Source organism: Mitsuaria sp. PDC51, from assembly GCF_900113225.1.
In the GTDB taxonomy this organism is placed as follows: domain Bacteria; phylum Pseudomonadota; class Gammaproteobacteria; order Burkholderiales; family Burkholderiaceae_C; genus Roseateles.
In genome coordinates this window covers 222,014-245,116 of record NZ_FOZE01000001.1, presented here as the reverse complement: position 1 = coordinate 245,116, position 23,103 = coordinate 222,014, and the positions used below count along the sequence as shown (strand labels likewise).

General features: G+C 69.6%; 18 protein-coding genes. 8 read left to right on the top strand and 10 right to left on the bottom strand.

Annotation, left to right across the window (positions count from 1 at the left end; all coding sequences use genetic code 11):
* Positions 1 to 78: 78 nt before the first annotated feature.
* Positions 79 to 525: a hypothetical protein gene (locus tag BM393_RS01065; protein ID WP_091720377.1), complete on the top strand. Its 447-nt coding sequence runs from the start codon at positions 79 to 81 to the stop codon at positions 523 to 525.
* 30 nt (positions 526 to 555) lie between these two features.
* On the opposite strand, the gene BM393_RS01060 is transcribed toward BM393_RS01065, so the two are convergent.
* Both BM393_RS01060 and BM393_RS01055 read right to left on the bottom strand, forming a co-directional pair.
* Positions 556 to 1,245: an HPP family protein gene (locus BM393_RS01060; RefSeq protein WP_175538140.1), complete on the bottom strand. Its 690-nt coding sequence runs from the start codon at positions 1,243 to 1,245 to the stop codon at positions 556 to 558.
* A gap of 227 nt (positions 1,246 to 1,472) precedes the next feature.
* The gene (locus BM393_RS01055) at positions 1,473 to 1,943 is read right to left on the bottom strand and encodes an Lrp/AsnC family transcriptional regulator (protein WP_091720369.1); all 471 of its coding nucleotides are present in this window, start codon (positions 1,941 to 1,943) and stop codon (positions 1,473 to 1,475) included.
* Between the two features lie 153 nt (positions 1,944 to 2,096).
* Between BM393_RS01055 and BM393_RS01050 the strand changes: the two genes are divergently transcribed.
* The 7 genes from BM393_RS01050 to BM393_RS01020 all read left to right on the top strand — a co-directional run bounded on the left by BM393_RS01050 (position 2,097) and on the right by BM393_RS01020 (position 13,145).
* Positions 2,097 to 5,684: an indolepyruvate ferredoxin oxidoreductase family protein gene (locus BM393_RS01050; protein ID WP_091720366.1), complete on the top strand. Its 3,588-nt coding sequence runs from the start codon at positions 2,097 to 2,099 to the stop codon at positions 5,682 to 5,684.
* Between the two features lie 105 nt (positions 5,685 to 5,789).
* Positions 5,790 to 7,349: a DUF1800 domain-containing protein gene (locus BM393_RS01045; protein ID WP_091720363.1), complete on the top strand. Its 1,560-nt coding sequence runs from the start codon at positions 5,790 to 5,792 to the stop codon at positions 7,347 to 7,349.
* Positions 7,350 to 7,356: 7 nt separating this feature from the next.
* On the top strand, positions 7,357 to 8,676 hold the full coding sequence (locus BM393_RS01040; protein WP_091720360.1) for a DUF1501 domain-containing protein: 1,320 nt from the start codon (positions 7,357 to 7,359) through the stop codon (positions 8,674 to 8,676).
* A 185-nt stretch (positions 8,677 to 8,861) separates the two neighbouring features.
* Positions 8,862 to 10,262, top strand: a complete 1,401-nt coding sequence (locus tag BM393_RS01035; protein ID WP_091720357.1) for a lyase family protein — start codon at positions 8,862 to 8,864, stop codon at positions 10,260 to 10,262.
* A gap of 115 nt (positions 10,263 to 10,377) precedes the next feature.
* Positions 10,378 to 11,247: a ZIP family metal transporter gene (locus BM393_RS01030; RefSeq protein ID WP_091724899.1), complete on the top strand. Its 870-nt coding sequence runs from the start codon at positions 10,378 to 10,380 to the stop codon at positions 11,245 to 11,247.
* A gap of 283 nt (positions 11,248 to 11,530) precedes the next feature.
* The gene (locus BM393_RS01025; RefSeq protein ID WP_091720354.1) at positions 11,531 to 12,238 is read left to right on the top strand and encodes a hypothetical protein; all 708 of its coding nucleotides are present in this window, start codon (positions 11,531 to 11,533) and stop codon (positions 12,236 to 12,238) included.
* A gap of 151 nt (positions 12,239 to 12,389) precedes the next feature.
* A complete protein-coding gene (locus BM393_RS01020; protein ID WP_091720351.1) occupies positions 12,390 to 13,145 on the top strand; it encodes a carbonic anhydrase in 756 nt (251 codons plus the stop codon).
* Between the two features lie 92 nt (positions 13,146 to 13,237).
* Here the strand turns inward: BM393_RS01020 and BM393_RS01015 are convergent, their stop codons facing one another.
* The 8 genes from BM393_RS01015 to BM393_RS00980 form a co-directional block, all read right to left on the bottom strand.
* On the bottom strand, positions 13,238 to 14,368 hold the full coding sequence (locus tag BM393_RS01015; protein ID WP_091720348.1) for an acyl-CoA dehydrogenase family protein: 1,131 nt from the start codon (positions 14,366 to 14,368) through the stop codon (positions 13,238 to 13,240).
* A gap of 4 nt (positions 14,369 to 14,372) precedes the next feature.
* Entirely contained in the window at positions 14,373 to 15,041 is a 669-nt protein-coding gene (locus BM393_RS01010) for an SDR family oxidoreductase (protein WP_091720345.1), read from the bottom strand.
* An 11-nt stretch (positions 15,042 to 15,052) separates the two neighbouring features.
* Positions 15,053 to 16,231, bottom strand: a complete 1,179-nt coding sequence (locus BM393_RS01005) for an acetyl-CoA C-acyltransferase (protein WP_091720342.1) — start codon at positions 16,229 to 16,231, stop codon at positions 15,053 to 15,055.
* 49 nt (positions 16,232 to 16,280) lie between these two features.
* Positions 16,281 to 18,152, bottom strand: a complete 1,872-nt coding sequence (gene aceK / locus BM393_RS01000; RefSeq protein WP_091724898.1) for a bifunctional isocitrate dehydrogenase kinase/phosphatase — start codon at positions 18,150 to 18,152, stop codon at positions 16,281 to 16,283.
* Between the two features lie 46 nt (positions 18,153 to 18,198).
* Complete coding sequence (can, locus tag BM393_RS00995) at positions 18,199 to 18,876, bottom strand: carbonate dehydratase (protein WP_091720339.1); 678 nt, start codon at positions 18,874 to 18,876, stop codon at positions 18,199 to 18,201.
* Between the two features lie 56 nt (positions 18,877 to 18,932).
* Complete coding sequence (locus BM393_RS00990; protein ID WP_091720335.1) at positions 18,933 to 20,111, bottom strand: isovaleryl-CoA dehydrogenase; 1,179 nt, start codon at positions 20,109 to 20,111, stop codon at positions 18,933 to 18,935.
* Between the two features lie 160 nt (positions 20,112 to 20,271).
* Positions 20,272 to 20,739 carry a DUF1854 domain-containing protein gene (locus BM393_RS00985; protein ID WP_091720330.1) on the bottom strand — a complete coding sequence of 156 codons (468 nt, stop codon included), beginning with the start codon at positions 20,737 to 20,739 and terminating at the stop codon, positions 20,272 to 20,274.
* An 18-nt stretch (positions 20,740 to 20,757) separates the two neighbouring features.
* A complete protein-coding gene (locus tag BM393_RS00980; protein ID WP_091720326.1) occupies positions 20,758 to 23,064 on the bottom strand; it encodes an ABC transporter ATP-binding protein in 2,307 nt (768 codons plus the stop codon).
* Positions 23,065 to 23,103: the final 39 nt, after the last annotated feature.

Genomic DNA, 23,103 nt, shown 5'->3' with positions numbered 1-23,103 from the left:
GGCGCGCCTGTAGCCTTCGCTTCGTCCGTCCGCGGCCCGTCCTTGCTGCCGTCCGTTCTTGGCAAAGCGATCCGTCTCATGAACATGGCCACCACCCGTCCCTCGCCCGGCTTCCATCGCGCTCCCTCGCGGTCCGGCTCGTCCGGCACCGCGCGTCCGTCGTCGTCCTCCCGCGGCGACGGCGCCAGCTTCGCCGCCGCGCCGCGGGCGCAGGCCGCAGCCCCGCAGGCCTCGGCGCTGCGTGACGTGAGCGACGTCATGGTCGGCGTGGTGCTGATCCTGGGCGTGCTGTTCGCGCTGCTGGTGCTGGCGCTCTACACCCGCGACTCGATGGCGGTCGGCAAGGCGCTGACGGAGCAGGGACAGGCGCGCGGCGCGCTGGTCTGCAAGGACGGCCGGATCGCCCGGGGCGATGGCTCCCTGCCCGACCGGATCATCGAGGACGGCGTGTTCGTCTGCACCGACTGGCGCACGCTGCAGGCGATCGAGCAGGAAGAAGCCGAGCGGGGCATGCGCAAGTACTGACCCCGCCGCGCCGACGGTCCGGGCGCGCGCTCAAGTCCACAGGTCCAGCGGCGGCTCGTGCGTCATGCCGCGAAGCAGGTCGCTGCGTGAGAGAAAGCCGATCGGATGGCCGTTGTCGTCGCCGACCGGCAAGCCAGGCAGCCCCAGGTCCAGCAGCAGCTGCGCCGCTTCGCGCAACGGCGTGTCCGGCTGCGCCACCGGCACCGGCGTCCACATCACGTCATCCACCGGCGCGCCCAGGCGCCGCGCGATGACCATCATCTCGGCGATCTCGTCGAGGTCGTCCGCCAAACCCCGCGTGAGATCGCCACGCGACACCAGGCCGCGCACCTCGCCCATCGGACCCAGCACCGGCGCCTGCGCAACGCCAGCGCGCGACATCATCCGCATCGCGCTCCGCAGCGGGGCGCCCGACATGACGCTGATCAGCTTGCGGCTCATCAGCTGATGCACCTGCGTGAGCACCTGGCGCTGCGTGTCGCCGGCATAGGCCGCCAGCGCCTCGTGCGCGACATAGGCCGACGCGCCGCTCGCCATCCCGCCCCCGGCACCGCCCTGACCCACCCCAGCCAGCACGACAGTCGACGGCGTCAGATCCCCCTGGCGCGCGATCGGCGCCACCGCGCGGGTGCGGGCCACGGCCTGCACCGGCGCGAGGTCACGGACCTGCTCCAGTCCACCGGTCAGGATCTTTCCAGAGGTGCCGTAGACGGAAAACATGCGGGGGAGGATGGCATGGGGAGGCGGTGGGGGCCATTGAGGAGAACGCCTAACTCCGGAGGGCCAAGCGCGGGCTCTCCACGACGCGAGGGGGCTCCCTCCTGGACCCCCTCGCATCATTCCGGCCCCATCGCCACTCGCTGCCTTCCAGGAAGAGGTCCGCGGGAGGCGGAGGCGGGAGACGGGGCGTGGCGGTGGGATGGAGGTGGTGGTGGCGTGGGAGGCGATCAGGGAACCGGGTAGGCGGTCTCGTACTTGACCTCGCGGAGCACGACGTTGCTGCGCACGCTCGCGACGCCGGGCACCCTGAAGACCTTGCTCTGCAGGAACTGGTCGTAGACCTTCATGTCGGGCGCGACGATCTTCAGCACGTAGTCCGCCTCGCCGGTGATGGCCTGGCATTCGACGATCTCCGGGCTGCCCGCGACCATCGCCTCGAAGGCCTCGACCGCGCCCTCGGTGTGCCGGACGAGGCTGACATTGGCCAGCACGCAGATCGAGAGCCCCAGTTGCTCCCGGTCCACCAGCGCGACATGGCGGCGGATGACGCCGCGCTCCTCCAGCTCCTTGACGCGCCGCCAGACTGGCGTCGCCGAGAGTCCGACCTTGTCGGCCAGCTGCTGGGTGCTCTGGCGGGCGTCGGCCTGGAGCGCCTCCAGGATCAGGCGCGTCGCCCGGTCGAAACGTTCGTTCTCCATATCCGCCTCTTTTGAGAATGTCCCTATCGATCCTTGCAATGCAGCGAGCAAACGGAGCAAGAAACTGCCGATTGTCTAGGAAAGAATCTCCTCATTCATACATTCGAGCCGACCGGTCCTGCCGGCCGGCTCTTCCCGTTGGGGAGACAAGCCATGACCGAAGTCCGTCCTGCCGCCTCGCCGGCCCTGCGCGCCTACCAGCTTTCGGACAACCTCGCCGCCCAGTCCGGCCAGGTGTTCCTCACCGGGACGCAAGCCCTTGTGCGGCTGCTGCTGGCCCAGAAGGCCCAGGACGAGCGCCAGGGCCTGAGGACCGCCGGCTTCGTCAGCGGCTATCGCGGCAGCCCGCTGGGGATGGTCGACCAGCAGCTGTGGAAGGCGAAGAAGTTTCTCGACCAGGCGCAGGTGAACTTCCTGCCAGCGATCAACGAGGACCTCGCCGCCACCGCCTGCCTGGGCGTGCAGCGCGTGGCGCTGGATCCGAAGCGCACCGTCGATGGCGTCTTCGCGATGTGGTACGGCAAGGGCCCCGGCGTGGACCGCTCCGGCGACGCGCTCAAGCACGGCAACGTCTACGGCACCGCGAAACAGGGCGGCGTGCTCGTCGTCTGCGGCGACGACCATGGCTGCGTGTCCTCCTCGACCCCGCATCAGAGCGACCTCGCGCTGCAGGCCTGGTCGATGCCGCTGGTGCATCCCGGCAACGTGGCCGAGTACCTGGAGTTCGGCCTCTACGGCTGGGCGCTGTCGCGCTTCTCGGGCGCGTGGGTCGGGTTCAAGGCGATCTCGGAAGTGGTCGAGTCGGGCATGACCGTCGACCTGGACGCGGTGCCGCTGGACTTCGAGCTGCCGGTCGACCACAAGCCGCCGACCGACCCGCACATCCGCTCGGTGGACCTGCCGTCGCTGGAGCTGGAGTCGCGCCTGGCGCACAAGATCGACGCGGTGCTGGCGTTCGCGAAGATCAATTCGATCGACAAGCACATCGTGGTGAGCCCGCGCGCATCGCTGGGCATCGTGACCGTCGGCAAGGCGCATTACGACTTCATGGAGGTGCTGCGCCGCCTGGACCTGGACCCGAACGCGCTGGCCGCGGCCGGCGTGCGGGTCTACAAGGTCGGCCTGGTCTATCCGCTGGAGCCGACGCGCATCCGCGAGTTCGCGCAGGGCCTGACCGACATGCTGGTGATCGAGGAGAAGGCACCCGTCGTCGAGCGCCAGATCAAGGAGCTGCTCTATCACCTGCCCGACGCGCAGCGTCCGCGCGTGGTCGGCAAGTCCGATGAACACGGGGCGGCGGTGCTGAGCGCGCTCGGCGAGCTGCGGCCGTCGCGCATCATGCCGACCGTCGCGGACTGGCTGGCGCGGCTGAATCCGGCGCTGGACCGCCGCCATCTGGTCGTCGATTTCCTGACGCCCTGCCTGCTGTCCAACAGCGCCGACGCAGTGCGCCGCCAGCCCTATTTCTGCTCGGGCTGCCCGCACAACACCTCGACGAAGCTGCCCGAGGGCTCGCGCGCGCTGGCCGGCATCGGCTGCCACTTCATGGCGAGCTGGATGGAGCGCGGCACGTCCGGCCTGATCCAGATGGGCGCCGAGGGCGTGGACTGGGCGGCGCACTCGCGCTTCACGACCGAGAAGCATGTCTTCCAGAACCTGGGCGACGGCACTTACTACCACTCGGGCTATCTGGCGATCCGGCAGGCCATCGCGGCCAAGGCCAACATCACCTACAAGATCCTCTACAACGACGCGGTGGCGATGACCGGCGGCCAGCCGGTCGACGGCCAGACCTCGGTGCCGCAGATCGCGCGCCAGGTCGAGGCCGAAGGCGTGAAGCGCCTGGTCGTGGTTTCGGACGAGATCGGCAAGTACGACGGCCATCACGGCCTGTTCCCCGCCGGCACGACCTTCCACGATCGCAGCGAGCTCGACGCGGTGCAGCGCGAGCTGCGCGAGATCCAGGGCGTGACGGTGCTGATCTACGACCAGACCTGCGCCGCTGAGAAGCGCCGCCGCCGCAAGAAGGGCGAGTTCCCCGACCCGGACAAGCGCATCTTCATCAACGAGTCGGTCTGCGAGGGCTGCGGCGACTGCGGCCAGGCCAGCAACTGCCTGTCGGTGGTGCCGGTGGAGACCGACTTCGGCCGCAAGCGCGCGATCGAGCAGAGCAGCTGCAACAAGGACTTCAGCTGCGTGAACGGCTTCTGCCCGAGCTTCGTGTCGGTGCATGGCGCCAAGCTGAAGAAGCGCGCCGGCGCGGCCTTCGGCCCCGCGGACCTGGCGCGCGAGATCGCCGCGATCCAGCCGCCCTCGCCCTGGGCGTGGACCGGCCCGTTCGACATGCTGGTCACCGGCGTTGGCGGCACCGGCGTGGTGACGGTGGGCGCGCTGGTGACGATGGCCGCGCACCTGGAGGGCATGCAGAGCTCGGTGCTGGACTTCATGGGCTTCGCGCAGAAGGGCGGCGCGGTGCTGTCCTTCGTGCGCGTGGCGCCGACGCAGGACCTGCTGAACCAGGTCCGCATCGACACGCAGCAGGCCGACGTGCTGCTGGCCTGCGACATGGTCGTCGGCGCGAGCGCCGACGCGCTCGCGACGGTGAAGGCCGGCCGCACGGTGATCCTGGCCAACACGCATGAGCTGCCGACCGCCGCCTTCGTCCGCAACCCGGATGCGAGCCTGCAGGCGGACTCGCTGCTGGCCAAGATGCGCCACGCCGTCGGCGAGGGCCAGGACCTGCTGGCCAGCATCGACGCGCAGGACATCGCGCAGCGCCTGATGGGCGACACCATGCCCAGCAACATCGTGATGCTGGGCGCGTGCTGGCAACGCGGCCTGGTGCCGGTGTCCTTCGAGGCGCTGATGCGCGCGATCGAGCTCAACGGCGTGGCGGTGGAGAACAACAAGACGGCGTTCGCGCTGGGCCGCCTGGCGATCGCCGCGCCCGAGGCGCTGCGCCGCCTGGCCGGCGAGCAGGCTGGCTCGGCCGTGCAGTGGTTCAACTTCGACCAGCTCGACGACAAGGACGGCCAGCCCGGCCTGATCGCGCGCCGCAAGGCCTTCCTGACCGAGTACCAGGACGCCGCCTACGCGTCGCGCTACGAGGCGCTGGTGCAACGCGTTCGCGCGGCCGAAGCGGCGCTGGGCGAGGCCGGCAAGGGCCTGCGCCTGACCAAGGCGGTGGCGCGCTATTACGCGAAGCTGCTGGCGATCAAGGACGAGTACGAGGTCGCGCGCCTGTACACCGACGGCAAGTTCGAGGCCGCGCTGAAGGCGCAGTTCGAGGACTGGGATCACCTCAGCTTCCACATGGCCCCGCCGCTGATCGCCAAGCCCGGCGCCGACGGCCGCGCGAAGAAGGTCGAGCTGGGCTCGTGGACCTTCAAGGCGCTGAAGACGCTGGCCAAGTTCAAGGGCCTGCGCGGCGGCGCGCTGGACCTCTTCGGCAGGACCGAGGAACGCCGCATCGAGCGCCAACTGATCCGCGACTACGAAGCCCTCGTCGATGAGCTGCTCGCCGGCCTGAGCGCGGAGAAGCTGGACCTCGCGATCAAGCTCGCCCGCCTGCCGGAAGGCATCCGCGGCTACGGCCACGTGAAGCTGGCGAATGTCGTGACAGTGCGCGCGCAGTGGAAGGACCTGCTCGACCGCTTCCACGGCCGCGCGGTCGAGGCGCCCATCGCCGTCGTGCCGCTGGCGAAGGCGCCCGAACGCGTGAAGGGCGTGGCCGAGCTGTGAGCGCCTGATCCCTCGCGCCGCCGTGCGAGGGTTGCAACTGTGAAGTAGCGCAAAGGCCGCAGTCACCGCTGGACACAGCCGACACGGGGGCGGCATGCTTGCCCCATGCCACTGTCCCCGCTCCCGCCGCCCCTGCCCCTTCCCTTGCGCCGGCGCACGCTGCTGCTCGGCGTGACCGCATCGGCGGCGCTGGCCGCCTGCGGCGGCATGGCGACCGCGCCCGACGTGCCGATGGATGCGGCGCAGCGCCTGCGCGCCGCCAACCGCATCGGCTGGGGCGCGACACAGGCGCAGCTGGACGAGATCGAGCGCCTGGGCTGGGGCCGCTACGTCGAGCGCCAGTTGAAGGCCGATCCGCGGGCGCCGATGCCGGCGACTATCCAGGCCCGCATCGAGGCGCTGGGCATCAGCCAGGGCGAGGTCGCCGCGCGCGTGTGGACCGCCGAGTCCTTCCGCCGTGGCGGCGACAAGGGCGCGACCGAGGAGGAACGCAGCGCCGCGCGCAAGGCCTACCAGGACGCCCAGGGCCTGGCCGCGCGGGAGACCGGCGAGCGCCAGCTGCTGCGCGAGCTGTACTCGGAACAGCAGCTGCTCGAGCAGATGACGTGGTTCTGGTTCAACCACTTCAACGTCCACCAGGGCAAGCGCGACATCCGCCTGCTGCTCTCGGACTACCAGGACCGCGCCTTGCGTCCGCACGCGCTGGGCTCCTTCCGCCTCATGCTTGGCGCGGTGGCGCGTCACCCGGCGATGCTGCGCTACCTGGACAACGACCAGAACGCCGTCCGCGCGATCAACGAGAACTACGCGCGCGAGCTGCTGGAGCTGCACACGATGGGCGTCGACGGCGGCTACAGCCAGCGCGACGTGCAGGAGCTGGCGCGGGTGCTGACCGGCTTCGGCGTGCGCGTCGATCCCGACCCGCCGAAGATCGCGCCCCGATTCGAGCCGCTGTACCGCCGCGACGGCCTGTTCGAGTTCCACCCGGCCCGGCACGACTTCGGCGACAAGCAGCTGCTCGGCCGCACGATCCGTGGCCGCGGCGCCGACGAACTCGACGAGGTGCTGGACCTGCTGGTCGCGCAGCCGGCGACGGCGCGCTTCGTGTCCCGCAAGCTGGCGGTGTATTTCCTGAGCGACCAGCCGCCGCCGGCCGTCGTCGACGCCATGGCCACCGCCTTCCAACGCACCAAAGGCGACATCCCGTCCACGCTGCAGCCGATGCTGCGCTCCCCGGCATTCCTCGCGGCCGAAGCGCCCAAGTTCAAGGATCCCCACCGCTACCTGCTCTCGAGCCTGCGCGCCGGTTTCGAGCAGCGCGAACTGCAGAACGCGCAGCCCCTGCAGAACTGGCTGCGCCGACTGGGCCAGGGCCTCTACGACAAGCAGACGCCGGACGGTTACCCGCTGACGGCCGAGGCCTGGAACAGTCCGGGGCAGATGACGCTGCGCTTCGAGATCGCGCGCCAGATCGGCGGCGGCGCGGCCGCGCTGTACCGCCCCGAGGGCACGACCGTCCCGGTACCCCTGCCGGATCTGAGAGTGCTACGCGCGCGCGTCGAGCCCACGCTGGCGATGTCGACGCGTGACGCGCTCGCCCAGACGACCTCCCCACAGCAGTGGCTGACCCTTTGGTTATCCAGCCCCGATTTCATGTATCTCTGAGCCCACCATGCACCGCCGCCATCTCCTGCACGCCCTCGCCGCCGCGCCGCTCACCCTCACTTCGGCGCGCCTTTTCGCGACCCCGCCGACCGCTGCCCTGGAGAAGACGGGGACGCCGGAGCCCCTCCGAGCGATTGCCGAGCGTGCGGAGGCGCTTGAGCGAGGGGGGGCTCCGGCGTCCCCGTCTTCGGGCGCAGTCCAGCGCCCGCGATTCCTGCTGGTCTTCCTCCGCGGCGGTTACGACGCGACCCACCTGCTGGTTCCCACCTCCAGCAGCTTCTACTACGAGCAACGCCCCCGCATCGCCATTGCCCGCCCGTCCCCAACGGACGCCGCTGCCGCGCTACCGCTGGACGCCGACTGGGGCCTGCATCCTGCGCTCAGAAGCAGCCTCTACCCGCTGGCGCAATCGGGCCAGCTCCGTTTCATCCCTTTCGCCGGTACCGAGGATCTGTCGCGCAGCCATTTCGAGACGCAAGACAGCATCGAGCTGGGCCAGCCGCTCGGTGGTTCGCGCGACTACAACTCCGGTTTCCTGAACCGCCTGGCGGCCGAGCTCGATGCGCAGCAGGCGCTCTCGTTCACGGACGAGTTGCCGATTGCGTTCCGCGGTCCGGTGAGGATCGCCAATGCTGGCTTGCGCGAGACGGCGCGCCCGGCGGTCGACGCCAAGAGCCGCGCGCTGATTGCGAGCATGTACCGGGGCCAGGCGCTTGGCGGGGCGGTGGAGGAGGGTCTGGCGCTGCGCGAGGAACTCGCACGCGACCTCTCGCCCGACAAGATGAAGGCGATGACCGACGCGGCCGGCCGCAACGCGATCCCGGCCAAGGGCTTCGAGCTGGAGGCACGTCGCATCGCCACGCTGATGCGGGGCCGCTTCAGCCTGGGCTTCATCGATGTCGGCGGCTGGGACACCCATGTGAACCAGGGCGGCGCGACCGGCCAGTTGGCCAACCGCTTCGAGGAACTCGGCCGCGGCCTGGCGGCGATCGCGGATGAACTCGGTCCGGAGCTCTGGCGCCAGACCACGGTGATGGTGATCAGCGAATTCGGCCGCACCTTCCGCGAGAACGGCAACCGCGGCACCGACCACGGCCACGGCAGCGTGTACTGGCTGCTGGGCGGGGGGCTGGCGAGCGGTGGCCCGGTGGCCGGCGAGCAGGTCGCGCTGAGCGCCAGGACCTTGTTCCAGAACCGCGACTATCCGGTGCTCAACGATTACCGCGTGATGCTGGGCGGGCTCTGGCAACGCCAGTTCGGCCTGTCGCCCGCGGCCCTCGCGCGCGTGTTCCCCGGCGTCCGTCCCAAGGACCTTCACCTCATCTGATTGCCGGGTCGCGCAAAGCCCCCAGCCGGCGCAAGCGCTTGCAGCGACCGCCTTGCAGATGAGAGAAGTTCTCATCTAGCATCCCTGCACCAACGAAAAGACTCCGGCGGGATCCGACGTCGCGGCACAGGCACCTGCCTTGCTGGAGCCTCTTCCGTTGAATGACCCGGAACGAAGGATCCCCGATGACCAAGGCCACCCGCATCGAACGCGACTCCATGGGCGAGGTCGCCGTACCGGTCGACGCGCTCTACGGCGCCCAGACACAGCGCGCGGTCGAGAACTTCGCCATCAGCCGCCAGCCCATGCCCGAGCGCTTCGTGCGCGCGCTGGTGCTGCAGAAGGCCGCCGCGGCGCGCGCCAACATCGCGCTCGAGCAGTTGCCGGCCGACATCGGCCAGGCCATCGACCGCGCCGCGACGCAGCTGCTGCAGGACCCGGCGCTGATGAACCACTTCCCGGTGGAGGTCTTCCAGACCGGTTCAGGCACCAGCTCGAACATGAATGCCAACGAGGTGATCGCCACGCTGGCCACGCGGCTCATCGGCACCGGCGCGGACAACCCGGCGACGGTCAGCCCCAACGACCACGTCAACGCCGGCCAGAGCAGCAACGACTCCATCCCCACCGTGCTGCACATCAGCGCGGCCCAGGCCCTGCACGGCGAGCTGCTGCCGGCGCTGGACCTGCTGGCGCAGACGCTGCAGGACAAGATCAAGAGCGACGGCCATCACGTCAAGACCGGCCGCACCCACCTGATGGACGCGATGCCGCTGCGCCTGGGCCAGGAGCTCGGCGGCTGGTGCGCGCAGATCGACGCCAGGCGCACCCAGCTGCGCGCGCTGCTGCCGTCGGTCTGCGAGCTGGCGCAGGGCGGCACCGCGGTGGGCACCGGCATCAACGCGCATCCCGACTTCGCGCAGCGCTTCTGCGAGGAACTGTCCACCCTGACCGGCCTGGTCTTCCGGCCCGCGCCGGACTTCTTCGCCGCGCTCTCGGCGCAGGACACGGCGGTGGCGCTGTCGGGCGCGCTCAAGGGGCTGGCGGTGACGCTGATGAAGATCGCCAACGACCTGCGCTGGATGAACTCGGGCCCGCTCGCCGGCCTGGCGGAGATCGAGCTGCACGCGCTGCAGCCGGGCTCGTCGATCATGCCGGGCAAGGTCAATCCGGTGATCCCGGAGGCGGTGACCATGGTGTGCGCGCAGGTCATCGGCCACGACGCGGCCATCACCGTCGCCGGCCAGTCGGGCAATTTCCAGCTCAACGTGATGCTGCCGCTGATCGCGACCAACCTGCTGGACAGCCTGGCGCTGCTGGCGGCCGCGTCGCGGGCGCTGGCCGAGCAGGCGATCCGCGACTTCAAGGTCAACACCGCCGGGCTGCAGCATGCGCTGGCCCGCAATCCCATCCTGGTCACCGCGCTCAACCGCGAGATCGGCTACCTGAAGGCCGCCGCGATCGCCAAGCGCGCCTACGCGGAGCAGCGGCCCATCGTCGACGTCGCGGAGGAGATGACCGAGTTCGACCGCGCCACGCTGCTGCAGATGCTGGACCCGGCCAAGCTCACCGATGGCGGACTCTGAGGCCGACACCCCAAGGACACCGATGGCCCACGACCCGACCCACGCCCACGAGGCCGCCGTCGATCCGGCGCAGGCGCTCGCGGCGATCGACCCGGCATTGGCGCGACGCCACCGGATGCGCCAGTGGCTGGGCTTCGCGATCCTGCTGATCGGCGCGGCGCTGCTGCTGCACCAGGGCTGGCGCTGGATCAAGCCGGCCGGCGCCATCGGCCAGGGCTCGGTGATCGCGATGGCGCTGCAGGCGGGCCTGCTCGCCGCGGCGGCCACCGCCTTCGGCACGCTGCCGGCGCTGGGCACGCGCAGCCTGTCGGCGCGCGGACAGGACGCGCTGATGGGCTTCGGCGCCGGCGTGATGCTGGCGGCCTGTTCGTTCTCGCTGATCCTGCCCGGCCTCGAGGCGGCGCGCGCGCATGCGACGCCGACGGGCGCCGCGGCGCAGGTGGCGCTGGCGGTGCTGCTCGGCGCGTGGGCGCTGATGGCGCTGGACCGGTGGCTGCCGCATGAGCACTTCATCAAGGGCCGCGAGGGCATGGACCCGACGCGGCTGCGCCGCACCACGCTGTTCGTGATCGCCGTCACGCTGCACAACCTGCCCGAGGGCCTGGCGATCGGCGTGGCCTTCGCGGCCAACGATCCGGTCGCGGCGGCCAGCCTGAGCCTGGCGATCGCGATCCAGGACCTGCCCGAGGGCTTCGTCATCGCGGTGGCCTTGATGACGGTGGGCTACTCGCGCCGCAAGGCCTTGCTGCTGGGCGCGGCCTCGGGCCTGGTGGAGCCGGTGGGCGCGGTGCTGGGCGCCTGGGTGGTCTCGGCCTGGCCGCTGCTGCTGCCCTGGGGACTGGGGTTCGCGGCGGGCGCGATGCTCTTCGTCATCAGCCACGAGATCATTCCCGAGTCGCACCGCAAGGGCCATGAGCGCTGGGCGACGCAGGGCCTGATGCTGGGCTTCGCGCTGATGATGGTGCTGGACACGGCACTGGGCTGACACGGCGCCGGCGGGCGCGGCGCGGGAGCGCCGTCGCCCGGCACGGGCCTCGCGCGGCCCTCACGCGGCCCTCACGCGGCCCTCACGCGGCCCTCGCGCGGCGGGTCGTGCGATGCGTCACGGGCCCGCCGGCAGGCGCCAAAAGCTGTTTTACAACTCGCCGCGCGCAAGCGGCAAACCGTCACGCCGACCCCGGCGTCATCGGCGGCCGACCGCGCACAAGCGCCCTGCGCCCGTCACCATCGGTGCTCCGCCCTCATCGATCCGCAGGACCCGAGCCGTGATGAAGAAGTTGCCCGCCGCGCTGTTCGCGCTTGCCGCCGTGATCACGGTGTGCTCGACCCCCGCCACGGCCGCGGGCCTGACACCGCTGGAGCAGCGCTGGATCGCGGGCATGACGCCGGTGCTGCAGCATGCGAAGGCGTCCGGCATGCCGGTGGACGTGGTCGTGCAGCCGCAGGATGCGCCGGAGGCCGCGCCGCTGGCGCTGGGCTTCAGGGACGGCCGCTGCAAGCTGGTGCTGAGCCTGCGCGGCAACCCGGAGGGCGAAGCGACGATGCAGCGCCTGCCCGCGGGCCTGGAGGACAGCGCGCTGGAACTGATGGCGGCGCACGAGCTGGGCCATTGCCGCCGCTACCTGGACGGCGTCTGGTTCAACCTGCCGGCCGGCTTCTCGGCCGCGCCGGCGCCCGACGGCCTCAGCCCCGACCTGCAGCGTGCCTATCTCTCGATGAAGTCGGCGCGCCGCGAGGAAGGCTACGGCGACCTCGTCGCGCTGGGCTGGACCGCCCAGCGCCATCCGGCGCAGTACGCCGCGCTGCATGCCTGGCTGAGCGCCGAACGCGCCCGGGACCTGCTGCCCGGCAGCCACCACGACACGCTGGCCTGGCTCAAGCTGGCCCGCGACCCGCAAGCGCTGGGCAGCGCGCCGTCGATGTTCGATGCAGCCCTGCCGGTCTGGCAGCGCGGGCTCAACCTCGACGAGGAGTGAGCGGGCGCACGGATCGACGTGTGGACGAAGTTATTAACGGCACCTTGTCGTTACCTGAACGCAGAGGAAACGCCCAGGGCGCCACACTGCCGCCGCCCGGTTCCCCCACGCGGGGGCCGGACTTCCTCCCACGTCTCACTTGGCGCCCCTCATGAACCTGTCCGCACGCCCGCTGTTCGCCGCCCTGTCGATCGGCCTCCTGTCGTCCACCCTCGCCGTCGCCGCACCGGCGGCGCACTGGGAATACACCGGCGAAAAAGGCGCCGCCCACTGGAGCGAGGTCGACCCGTCCTTCGCCACCTGCGCGCTGGGCCACCAGCAGAGCCCGATCAACATCGACCACGCGGTCAAGGCGGACCTGCCCGCGCTCGCCTTCCATTACGGCAGCGCCGCGCCGACGATCTGGAACAACGGCCACACGGTCCAGGTGAACCTGCCGGCCGGCAACACGCTGGACGTCGGCGGCCAGAGCTACGAGCTGCTGCAGTTCCACTTCCACACCCCCAGCGAGGAGCTCATCAAGGGCAAGTCGATGCCGATGGTGGTGCACTTCGTCCACAAGAACGCCGCCGGCGACCTCGGTGTCGTGGCCGTGCTGGTCCAAGCCGGCCAGGCCAACCCGGCGCTGTCCCCGGTGTTCGAGCACCTGCCCCGCGCCGGCGAGAAGATCAGCGTGGACGGCCTGTCGCTGGACCTGTCCGCGCTGCTGCCCAAGACGCTGGGCTACTACGACTTCACCGGCTCGCTGACCACGCCGCCCTGCTCGGAAGGCGTGCACTGGATGGTCCTGAAGGCGCCGATCACGCTGTCGGCCGCCCAGATCGAGGCCTTCCGCAAGCTGGTCGGCAGCAATGCGCGGCCGGTGCAGCCGCTCAACGGTCGCGAGATCAAGGAAAGCGGCGAATGAGCGCTTCCGGGCCGCGGACCGGCGGCCCGGTGTTCCGGCGCCGCCGCGGGTAGTCCGCCGCGGCCCTCCCGGGCCGCGACGTGGCGCCGGCTTCAGCCCAGCGCGCGTCCGATCAGGATCTTCTGGACCTCGGACGTGCCTTCGTAGATCTGCGTCACCCGGACGTCGCGGTAGATCCGCTCGACCGGGAAGTCGCTGACGTAGCCGTAGCCGCCGTGGATCTGGATGGCGGCGGAGCAGACGCGCTCGGCCATCTCACTGGCGAAGAGCTTGGCCATCGCCGCCTCCTTGAGGCAGGGCTGGCCGGCGTCCTTCAGCGACGCGGCATGCCAGATCAACTGGCGCGCCGCCTCGATCTGCGTGGCCATGTCGGCGAGTTTGTGCTGCATCGCCTGGTGCTCGAAGATCGGCACGCCGAAGGCGACCCGCTCCTTGCTGTAGCGCAGCGCCGCCTCGAAGGCCGCGCGCGCCATGCCCACCGACTGCGATGCGATGCCGATGCGGCCGCCCTCCAGTCCCGACAGCGCGATCTTCAGGCCCTGCCCTTCGTCGCCCAGCCGGTTGGCGGCGGGCACGCGGCAGTTCTCGAACAGGATCTGCGCCGTGTCGCTGGCGTGCTGGCCCATCTTGTCCTCGATGCGCGCCACCACGTAGCCCGGCGTGGACGTCGGCACCAGGAAGGCCGAGATCCCCTTCTTGCCGGCCGCCTTGTCCGTCACCGCCATCACGATCGCGACATCGCCGTTCTTGCCGCTGGTGATGAACTGCTTGACGCCGTTCAGGACGTACTCGTCGCCCTCACGCACGGCGGTCGTCTTCAGCCCGCCGGCCTCCGAGCCCACATGCGGCTCGGTCAGGCAGAACGCGCCCAGCATGTCGCCGCGCGCCAGCGGCTTGAGGAAGCGCTCCTTCTGATCCTCGTTGCCGAAGGCCATCAGGATGCTGCACACCGGGCAGTTGTTGACGCTGACCACCGTCGAGGTCGCGCCATCGCCGGCGCCGATCTCCTCCAGGATGATCGCCAGCGCCAGGTAGTCCAGGCCCGCGCCGTCGTATTCATGCGGCACGGCAACGCCGTAGCAGCCGAGCTCGGCCAGGCCCTTGAGCTCTGCGGCCGGGAAGTGGTGGGACTTGTCCCACTCGGCCGCCTTCGGCGCGATCTGGTCCTGCACGTAGGCGCGGACGGCGTCCTGCACGGCGCGGTGGTCTTCGGAAAGGATCATGGGATCACCAGGGCAGCGGGCTGCCGTCGTAGTTGAAGAAGCCGCCGTTGTCGCCCGGCTTCAGGCCGTCGAGCACCTGGCGCAGGCTGGAGGCGCTGGTGGCGACGTCGATGTCGGCTTCCTGCCCGCCCATGTCGGTCTTGACCCAGCCCGGATGCAGGCTGACGCAGGTCGCGCGACCGTCCAGCGTCAGCGCGACGTCCTTCATCACCGAGTTCACCGCCGCCTTGGAAGCGCGGTAGACCCAGCCCGCCGAATTGGCGCGCAGCGTCAGCGATCCCATCCGCGAGGACAGGATGCCGATGCGCGCGTCCGGCGCCAGCGCGTCCAGCAGCTGCGGCAGCACGCGCATCGGACCCAGCACGTTGGTGTGCATGACGGCGTCGAAGTCCGCCGCGCTCGGCGGCTGCAGGCCGATGGTCTTGGGCCCGTACAGGCCCGCCACGTACATGACGCGGTTGAACTGGTAGCCGTCGAGCTGCCAGGCCAGGCCGGCGATGCTGATCATGTCCGAGACATCCAGCTTGATCGCCGTCGCGCCCTGCGCGCGCAGCTTCTCCAGGCTGGCCTCGTCGCGCGCGGTGGCGACGACGGTGTCGCCGCTCGCGCGATGCTGCTTCACCAGCTCCAGGCCGATGCCGCGCGACGCGCCGATGATGAGGACTTGCGCCATCCGGCCCGTCCTCAGATCAGCTCGACGCCGACGGCCGTCGCTTCGCCGCCGCCGATGCACAGCGCCGCGACGCCGCGCTTGAGGCCGCGATGCTTGAGCGCGCCCAGCAGCGTCACCAGGATGCGCGCGCCCGAGGCGCCGATCGGATGGCCCAGCGCCACGGCGCCGCCGTTGACGTTGACGATCTCGTGCGGCAGCTTGAACTCGGCCATCGCGGCCATCGTGACGGCGGCGAAGGCTTCGTTGACCTCCCAGAGGTCGACGCTCTTGGCATCCCACTGGTTCTTGGCCAGCAGCTTCTGGATCGCGCCCACCGGCGCGGTCGTGAACCACTCCGGCGCGTTGGCATGCACCGCCGTGCCGACGATGCGCGCCACCGGCTTCACGCCCAGCTTGTTGGCGGTCGATTCGCGCATCAGCACCATCGCCGCCGCGCCGTCGGAGATCGACGACGAGGTCGCCGCGGTGATCGAGCCGTCCTTCTTGAACGCCGGCTTGAGCGTCGGGATCTTGTCCAACTTGGCCTTGAACGGCTGCTCGTCGCGCGAGACCACCGTGTCGCCGCCCTTGCCGGCGATCGTCACCGGCGCGATCTCCCAGGCGAAGGAACCGTCCTCGTTGGCGCGCTTGGAGCGCTCGGTCGAGGCGATGGCGAACTGGTCCTGCGCCTCGCGCGTGAAGGCGTACTTGTCGACGCACTGCTCGGCGAAGACGCCCATGGCCTTGCCGCGCTCGTAGGCGTCTTCCAGGCCGTCCAGCGCCATGTGGTCATACATCTGCGCGGCGCCGTACTTCACGCCCTTGCGCGCGAACATCAGGTGCGGCGCGTTGGTCATGGACTCCATACCGCCGGCGACCAGCACGTCGGCGCTTTCGGCCTTCAGCGTGTCGTGCGCGAACATGACCGCGCGCATGCCGGCGCCGCACATCTTGGACAGCGTGACCGCGCCCACCGATTGCGGCAGGCCGGCCTTGAGCACCGCCTGGCGGGCCGGCGCCTGGCCCTGGCCGGCCATCAGGCAGTTGCCCAGGAAGGTTTCCTGGATCGAGTCGGCCGGCACGCCGGCGCGCTCGACGGCCGCCTTGATGGCGACGGCGCCCAGCTCCCACGCGGCCAGGCCGGCGAAGTCGCCCAGCAGGCCGCCGATCGGCGTGCGCGCGGCGGAAACGATGACGATGGAATCGGACATGGGGGTCTCCTTCAAGGGAAGCGGTGCGGCCCCACGGGGCCGCGGCGGATCAGTGGATGGGAAGCTCCCGGTCCTGTGGCTCCGGCACCTTCAGGGCCGGCGCGGCGTCGTGGACGTGGAAGCGCTTGTGCGGGTCGTAGGGGAAGACGTCCTCGACATGACCCGCCAGGATGCGTTCCTTGTGGGTCTGCCAGAACGCCGGATCGAGCAGGTCGGCGTGGTGCGCCATGAAGACGTCGCGCACGCCCGGATGGCCGAGCAGGAAGGGGCCGAAGGTCTCGGGGAACACGTCCAGCTTGTTGACGTGGTACCAGACCTCGCCGGACAGCTCCTCCTCCTCGTTGCGCGGCGCGGGCACCTTGCGGAAATTGCAGTCGGTGAGGTATTCGATCTCGTCGTAGTCGTAGAACACGACCTTGCCGTGGCGCGTCACGCCGAAGTTCTTCCACAGCATGTCGCCCGGGAAGATGTTGGCCGCCACCAGGTCCTTGATCGCGTTGCCGTACTCGACCACCGCATGCGCCAGCTGCGCCGGCGAGGCTTCCTGCAGGTAGATGTTGAGCGGCACCATGCGGCGCTCGATGTACAGGTGCTTGATGACGAGGTCCTCACCCGTCTCCTCCAGCAGCGAGGGGCAGAAGTGCCGGAGCTCGGCGACCAGCTCGTCCTCGAAGCGATGGCGCGGGAAGGCCACGCGGGTGTACTCCAGCGTGTCGGCCATGCGCCCCACGCGGTCGTGCTGCTTGACCAGCAGGTACTTGGACTGGATCTGCTCGCGCGTCGTGTCCTTCTGCGGCGGATAGAAGTCCTTGATGACCTTGAAGACGAAGGGGTAGGACGGCAGATCGAAGACCAGCATCACCATGCCCTTGATGCCGGGCGCGATGCGGAACTTGTCGCTGCTGTGGCGCAGGTGGTTGAGGAAGTCGCGGTAGAACAGGTTCTTGCCCTGCTTCTGCAGCCCCAGCGCCGAATAGATCTCCGAACGCGGCTTGCGCGGCATCAGCGAGCGCAGGAACTGCACGTAGGCGCTCGGGACCTCCATGTCCACGAGGAAGTAGGCGCGCGCGAAGCTGAACAGCATCTGCAGCTCGTCCTCGCCGAACAGCGCCGCGTCGATGTAGAGCCGGCGCGCCGCGGCCGCGTCCTTCGCGCCATCGGTCTTCGCGCCCTTGGCCGGCGCGGCCTCGCCCGGGCCGGGTTCCTTGTGCAGGATGGGCAGCGCGAACGGCGTCTCGCTGAAGCCGTTGACGACCTTGCCCACGATGTACGCGCCCTTGTTGCGGAAGAACAGCGAGGACAGCACCTGCACCTGGAAGTTGGTGCGCCAGCGGAAGGCGCCGAGCTGCTCGCCCACCGCCTTCAGCACCAGGTCGATGTCGCGGCCCAGGTCCTCGAACTCCAGCGCCAGCTGGAAGTTCCAGACGATGCGCATGAAGGTGTCGCGCAGCGTGTCCTGCGAGGGGTAGTAGCAGCGGTAGGTCGGCTGGGCGGCGGGCTCCTCGTTCTCGATGAATTCGGTCGAGATGGCGGGCCGGACGAAGATGAACTCGTTGTGGAAGTAGCTGTGGTGCAGGATGCGCGTCGTGACCGAGTTGAAGAAGGTCTCGGCCAGTTCCGGGCGCAGGTGGCGGGTCAGCAGCCCGATGTAGTGCAGCTTGACCTGCTGCCAGACCTCGCTCGGCAGCTCGCTGGTCTTGTAGCGCGCCTCCAGCAGCGCGACGGCCTCGTCGACGCGCAGGTCGTAGAACTCGATGCGCTCGCGCTGCGCGCGCTGCTGGCCGTGCCAGTCGGCCTGCTCGAAGCGCTGCTTGGCGGTGGCCGACGCGGCGCGGAAGAGCCGGTAGTGCTTGTCGAAGCCCTCGAGCATGGCCTGCGCGATCTCGAAGGCGCGCGGGTCGTTGAGCTCGTGGGGGAACATGGCGCCGCCGTCCGTTCCGCTCATGTCCGGTCCTGGCCGCGCGGGCTCAGCGGCCCATGGCCGCCTCGTAGCGGCGCTGCAGCGCTTCCAGCGCGCGGCGGTAGGCCGGGCCGACGTCCTCGGGTCCCGCGGCGGTGACGCTCAGGTCCTTGAGCAGGCCGTTGTGCAGGCCGTAGACCCAGCCGTGCACCGCCACCGACTGACCGCGCGACCAGGCGTCCTGCACCACCGTCGTCTGGCAGGCGTTGCGGGCCTGTTCCAGCACGTTGAGCTCGCACAGCGCATTGACGCGCTGCTCCTCGGGCAGCTGGTCCAGCCAGTCCTGGTGGTGGTTGCGCACGTCCTGCACATGGCGCAGCCAGTTGTCCACAAGGCCGACGCGCAGGTCCTGCAGCGCGGCGCGCACGCCGCCGCAGTTGCTGTGGCCGACGATGATGATGTGCTGGACCTTGAGCTGGTCGACCGCGAACTGCATCACCGAGAGGCAATTCAGGTCGGAATGGACCACGACGTTGGCCACGTTGCGGTGGACGAAGAGCTCGCCGGGCAGCAGCCCGACCAGCTCGTTGGCCGGCACGCGGCTGTCGGCGCAGCCGATCCAGAGGTACTGCGGGGTCTGCTGCTTCAGCAGGCGCGAGAAGAAACCGGGGCTGCGCTCCTCGGTTTCGGTGGCCCAGCGCTGGTTGTTGTCCAGCAGTCCGTCGATGTGGTCGTTGGTGCTCATGGGGCGGGATTGTCGCGGTTGCGGGCGGACACCGGCCTGTCGCACCCGCGAAGGCCTCACATCGTTTCGGCGAAGAGCTCGCGGCCGATCAGCATGCGGCGGATCTCGGACGTGCCCGCGCCGATTTCGTAGAGCTTCGCGTCACGCCAGAGCCGGCCGAGCGGATATTCATTGATGTAGCCGTTGCCGCCGAAGATCTGGATGCCCTCGCCCGCCATCCAGGTGGCCTTCTCGGCGCACCACAGGATGACGGAGGCGCAGTCCTTGCGGACCTGGCGCACGTGCGCGCCGTCGAGCGCGTCCAGGTTCTTGCCCACCGTGTAGCAGAACGCGCGCGCGGCCTGCAGCACCGTGTACATGTCGGCGACCTTGCCCTGGATCAGCTGGAATTCGCCGATGGACTGGCCGAACTGCTTGCGGTCGTGGATGTAGGGGACGACGTTGTCCATCACCGCCTGCATGATGCCGATCGGACCGGCGGCCAGCACGGCGCGCTCGTAGTCCAGGCCCGACATCAGCACCTTGGTGCCGCCGCCGACCTGGCCCAGGACGTTCTCCGCCGGCACCTCGACGTTCTGGAACACCAGCTCGCCGGTGTGGCTGCCGCGCATGCCGAGCTTGTCCAGCTTCTGCGCGATCGAGAAGCCCTTCATGCCCTTCTCGATCAGGAAGGCGGTCATGCCGCGAGCGCCGAGTTCGGGTTCGGTCTTGGCGTAGACGACCAGCGTGTCCGCATCGGGGCCGTTGGTGATCCACATCTTGGTGCCGTTGAGGACGTAGTAGCCGCCCTTGTCCTCGGCCCGCAGCTTCATCGACACGACGTCGGAGCCGGCGCCCGGCTCGCTCATCGCGAGCGCGCCGACGTGTTCGCCGGAGATCAGCTTGGGCAGGTACTTCTTCTTCTGCGCCTCGTTGCCGTTGCGCTTGATCTGATTGACGCACAGGTTGGAGTGGGCGCCGTAGCTCAGGCCCACCGAGGCGCTGGCGCGGGAGATCTCCTCCATCGCGACCATGTGGGCCAGGTAGCCCAGGCCGGCGCCGCCGAATTCCTCGGGCACGGTGACGCCCAGCACGCCCAGGTCGCCCATCTTGCGCCACAGGTCCATCGGGAACTGGTCGCTGCGGTCGATCTCGGCCGCGCGGGGGGCGATCTCGGCTTGAGCGAATTCGCGCACCGCGTCGCGCAGCGCGTCGATGTCTTCGCCGAGGTGGAAGTTCAGACCGGGCAGGCTCATGGGGGATGTCTCCTCGACCGCCTCCACGCGCGCCGCTCCGGACGCGCGCTGGGCAATTCGTTCTCTTACGTTTACGTAAACGTCAATTGTAGGGCAGGTCTGTACCGTTTCGGCTATTGCATAAATGCGTAAGGGTGGCCCCGGAACTGATGGATCGGCGTTAGAGGAATCGCTCGAGCAGCTTGCGCGAATGCCGGTCCAGCGAAAAGCGGTCCGGCACCAGGAAGTGCAGGCCGTGGGAGCTGGCGATCAGCAGCCGCCCTTCCCCGATGCGCCGGATGTCTTCCTCGCTCTTGAGGATGAATTCGGTGGCGCCGCGATCGGTCTCGACGGTCCATTGCGACGGCGTCGAGAAGGTCGACACCGCCAGCAGCTTCAGCACCGTGGGCGTGACCTCGCGGTGATCGAGTTCGTCGCGCAGCAGCGTGCGCTGCGCCTCGGGCAGGTCGCCGAGGCGGTCGATCCAGGCGATCTCATGGCCGTCGGTGCCGACCAGCGAGATGCCCTCCTCCGGCGCGGACAGCGGATGCGCCCGCACCGGCGTGACGTTGTCATGGGTCTGGCCGGTCGCGTCGACCAGGACCAGCCGGCCGAACGGATTGCGCGCCAGGGACTGGATGTTGCTCATGAAGACACCTCGGCGCGATCAGGCCTGCGTGGCCGTGTGGACATTGACGTTGGGCGCGACGACGACGACGCTGTCCTGCTCCTCCGCGTCGACGCGGCGGGCCTGCGCCTCCCACAGCCGCCAGTAGGCGCCCTGCTTGGCGATCAGCTCGTCGTGCGGCCCGACCTCGACGATCTCGCCGCGGTCCATCACCACCAGCCGGTCGGCCTTGCGCAGCGTCGAGAGACGGTGCGCGATCGCGATCGTCGTGCGGCCCCGCACCAGGTTGTCCAGCGCCTTCTGGATCTCCTTCTCGGTCTCGGTGTCCACCGCCGAGGTGGCCTCGTCCATGATCAGGATGCGGGGATCGATCAGCAGCGCCCGCGCGATCGAGATGCGCTGGCGCTCGCCGCCGGACAGGCCCTGGCCGCGCTCGCCCACCAGCGAGTCGTAGCCCTGCGGCAGCCGCAGGATGAATTCATGCGCGTGCGCGGCGCGGGCCGCGGCGACGATCTCCTCGCGCGTCGCGTCGGGCTTGCCGTAGGCGATGTTCTCCGCGATGGTGCCGAAGAACAGGAAGGGCTCCTGCAGCACCAGGCCGATGTGGCGGCGGTAGTCCGCCAGCGAGAAGCGGCGCAGGTCCACGCCGTCCAGCTTGATCGCGCCTTCGGTGACGTCGTAGAAGCGGCAGATCAGGTTGACCATCGTGCTCTTGCCCGAGCCGCTGTGGCCGACCAGGCCGATCATCTCGCCGGGCTGGATCTCGAGATTCAGGTCGCGGATCACCGTCCGGTTGCCGTAGCGGAAGCCGATGTCCTGCAGCGTCAGCCCGCCGCGCACCTTCTCCAGCCGGACCGGCTGGGCCGGCTCGGGCACGTTGGAATGGTGGTCGAGGATGTCGAAGATCCGCTTGGCGCCCGAGGCCGCCTTCTGCGTCACCGAGACGATCCGGCTCATCGAGTCCAGCCGCCCGTAGAAGCGGCCGATGTAGGCGAGGAACGCGGTCAGCGTGCCGACCGTGATCTGCGAATGCGCGATCAGCCAGATGCCGAAGGCCCACACGACCAGCAGGCCGATCTCGGTCAGCAGCGACACGCTGGGCGTGAACAGGCTCCAGGTCTTGTTGAGCCGGTCGTTGACCAGCAGGTTGTGCTTGTTGGCGCTGCGGAAGCGCTCGGCCTCGCGGCGCTCCTGCGCGAAGGCCTTGACCACGCGGATGCCGGGGATGGTGTCGGCCAGCACCGAGGTCACCTCGCCCCAGACGCGGTCGATCTTCTCGAAGCCGGTGCGCAGCTTGTCGCGCACCAGGTGGATCAGCCAGGCGATGAAGGGCAGCGGCACCAGCGTGGCCAGCGCCAGCCAGGCGTTGTTGGAGAACAGGATCACCGTGATCATCAGCAGCATCAGGCAATCGGTGATGAAGTCCAGCGCATGCAGCGACAGGAAAACGCTGATGCGGTCGGTCTCCGAGCCGATGCGGCTCATCAGGTCGCCGGTGCGCTTGGAGCCGAAGTACTCCAGCGACAGGCCCAGCAGGTGGTCGAAGGTCGCCGTGCGCAGGTCCGCGGCGATGCGCTCGGAGACCAGCGCGAGGATGTAGGTCTTGGCCCAGCCCAGGACCCAGGACACGATCGCCGCGCCCAGCAGGCCGCCCAGGTAGAGCGCCACCAGCCCGGTGTCGATCTGGCGGCCCTGCTGGAACGGGATCAGCACGTCGTCCATCAGCGGCATGGTCAGGTAGGGCGACACCAGCGTCGCGCCGGTGGCGCCCAGCATCAGCAGGAAGCCCAGCAGCAGCTGGCCGCGATAGGGCCGGGCGAAGCGCCACAGCCGCAGCAGTACCCAGGTCGAGGGCGGCGTGTGCAGCTCCCGCGCGCAGGAGGGGCATTCCTCGCTGTCCTCGGGCAGCACGGCCTGGCAGCTCGGGCAGAGCTCAGGTTCGGCGTCCTGGGTCAGCGCCGGTTCATCGCGGCGGTTGAAGGCGTCCTGGAAGCGCTGGGCCTGCAGGTTGACCTTCATCGTGAAGCGCCACTGGGCCAGCCGGCCGCGCTCGTCGACCAGTTCCAGCAGGCCCAGCCCGGCATGGTCCGACAACGCCAGGCGCAGCGCCGGCGTCAGCGGCCATTCGCGCTCGACCAGCGCGCCGGCGCCGTCCTCGGAGGGCTCCAGCGACAGCAACCGTTGATCGGTGAGTTGCAGACCGCCCCGGGCAAAGCGCAATCGCGCATCGAGGTCAACCTCCAGCGTGGCCCGGACGTTCTCGCCACGCCGCAGGCGTGACGCGAAGGCCTCGGCGAGCGAAACGCCGCCGGCACTGGCCGACGCGACAGGATGTTGATGCTGCATTTGTGTTGTTCTGCGATCTTCGAAACCGGACGTTCTTCG

What these genes read in the sequence shown, in the direction of transcription:
- BM393_RS01065 (WP_091720377.1), top strand. Translation starts at nt 79, where the DNA reads ATGAACATGGCCACCACCCGTCCCTCGCCCGGCTTCCATCGCGCTCCC.
- BM393_RS01060 (WP_175538140.1), bottom strand. Translation starts at nt 1,245, where the DNA reads ATGTTTTCCGTCTACGGCACCTCTGGAAAGATCCTGACCGGTGGACTG.
- BM393_RS01055 (WP_091720369.1), bottom strand. Translation starts at nt 1,943, where the DNA reads ATGGAGAACGAACGTTTCGACCGGGCGACGCGCCTGATCCTGGAGGCG.
- BM393_RS01050 (WP_091720366.1), top strand. Translation starts at nt 2,097, where the DNA reads ATGACCGAAGTCCGTCCTGCCGCCTCGCCGGCCCTGCGCGCCTACCAG.
- BM393_RS01045 (WP_091720363.1), top strand. Translation starts at nt 5,790, where the DNA reads ATGCCACTGTCCCCGCTCCCGCCGCCCCTGCCCCTTCCCTTGCGCCGG.
- BM393_RS01040 (WP_091720360.1), top strand. Translation starts at nt 7,357, where the DNA reads ATGCACCGCCGCCATCTCCTGCACGCCCTCGCCGCCGCGCCGCTCACC.
- BM393_RS01035 (WP_091720357.1), top strand. Translation starts at nt 8,862, where the DNA reads ATGACCAAGGCCACCCGCATCGAACGCGACTCCATGGGCGAGGTCGCC.
- BM393_RS01030 (WP_091724899.1), top strand. Translation starts at nt 10,378, where the DNA reads ATGCGCCAGTGGCTGGGCTTCGCGATCCTGCTGATCGGCGCGGCGCTG.
- BM393_RS01025 (WP_091720354.1), top strand. Translation starts at nt 11,531, where the DNA reads ATGAAGAAGTTGCCCGCCGCGCTGTTCGCGCTTGCCGCCGTGATCACG.
- BM393_RS01020 (WP_091720351.1), top strand. Translation starts at nt 12,390, where the DNA reads ATGAACCTGTCCGCACGCCCGCTGTTCGCCGCCCTGTCGATCGGCCTC.
- BM393_RS01015 (WP_091720348.1), bottom strand. Translation starts at nt 14,368, where the DNA reads ATGATCCTTTCCGAAGACCACCGCGCCGTGCAGGACGCCGTCCGCGCC.
- BM393_RS01010 (WP_091720345.1), bottom strand. Translation starts at nt 15,041, where the DNA reads ATGGCGCAAGTCCTCATCATCGGCGCGTCGCGCGGCATCGGCCTGGAG.
- BM393_RS01005 (WP_091720342.1), bottom strand. Translation starts at nt 16,231, where the DNA reads ATGTCCGATTCCATCGTCATCGTTTCCGCCGCGCGCACGCCGATCGGC.
- aceK (WP_091724898.1), bottom strand. Translation starts at nt 18,152, where the DNA reads ATGTTCCCCCACGAGCTCAACGACCCGCGCGCCTTCGAGATCGCGCAG.
- can (WP_091720339.1), bottom strand. Translation starts at nt 18,876, where the DNA reads ATGAGCACCAACGACCACATCGACGGACTGCTGGACAACAACCAGCGC.
- BM393_RS00990 (WP_091720335.1), bottom strand. Translation starts at nt 20,111, where the DNA reads ATGAGCCTGCCCGGTCTGAACTTCCACCTCGGCGAAGACATCGACGCG.
- BM393_RS00985 (WP_091720330.1), bottom strand. Translation starts at nt 20,739, where the DNA reads ATGAGCAACATCCAGTCCCTGGCGCGCAATCCGTTCGGCCGGCTGGTC.
- BM393_RS00980 (WP_091720326.1), bottom strand. Translation starts at nt 23,064, where the DNA reads ATGCAGCATCAACATCCTGTCGCGTCGGCCAGTGCCGGCGGCGTTTCG.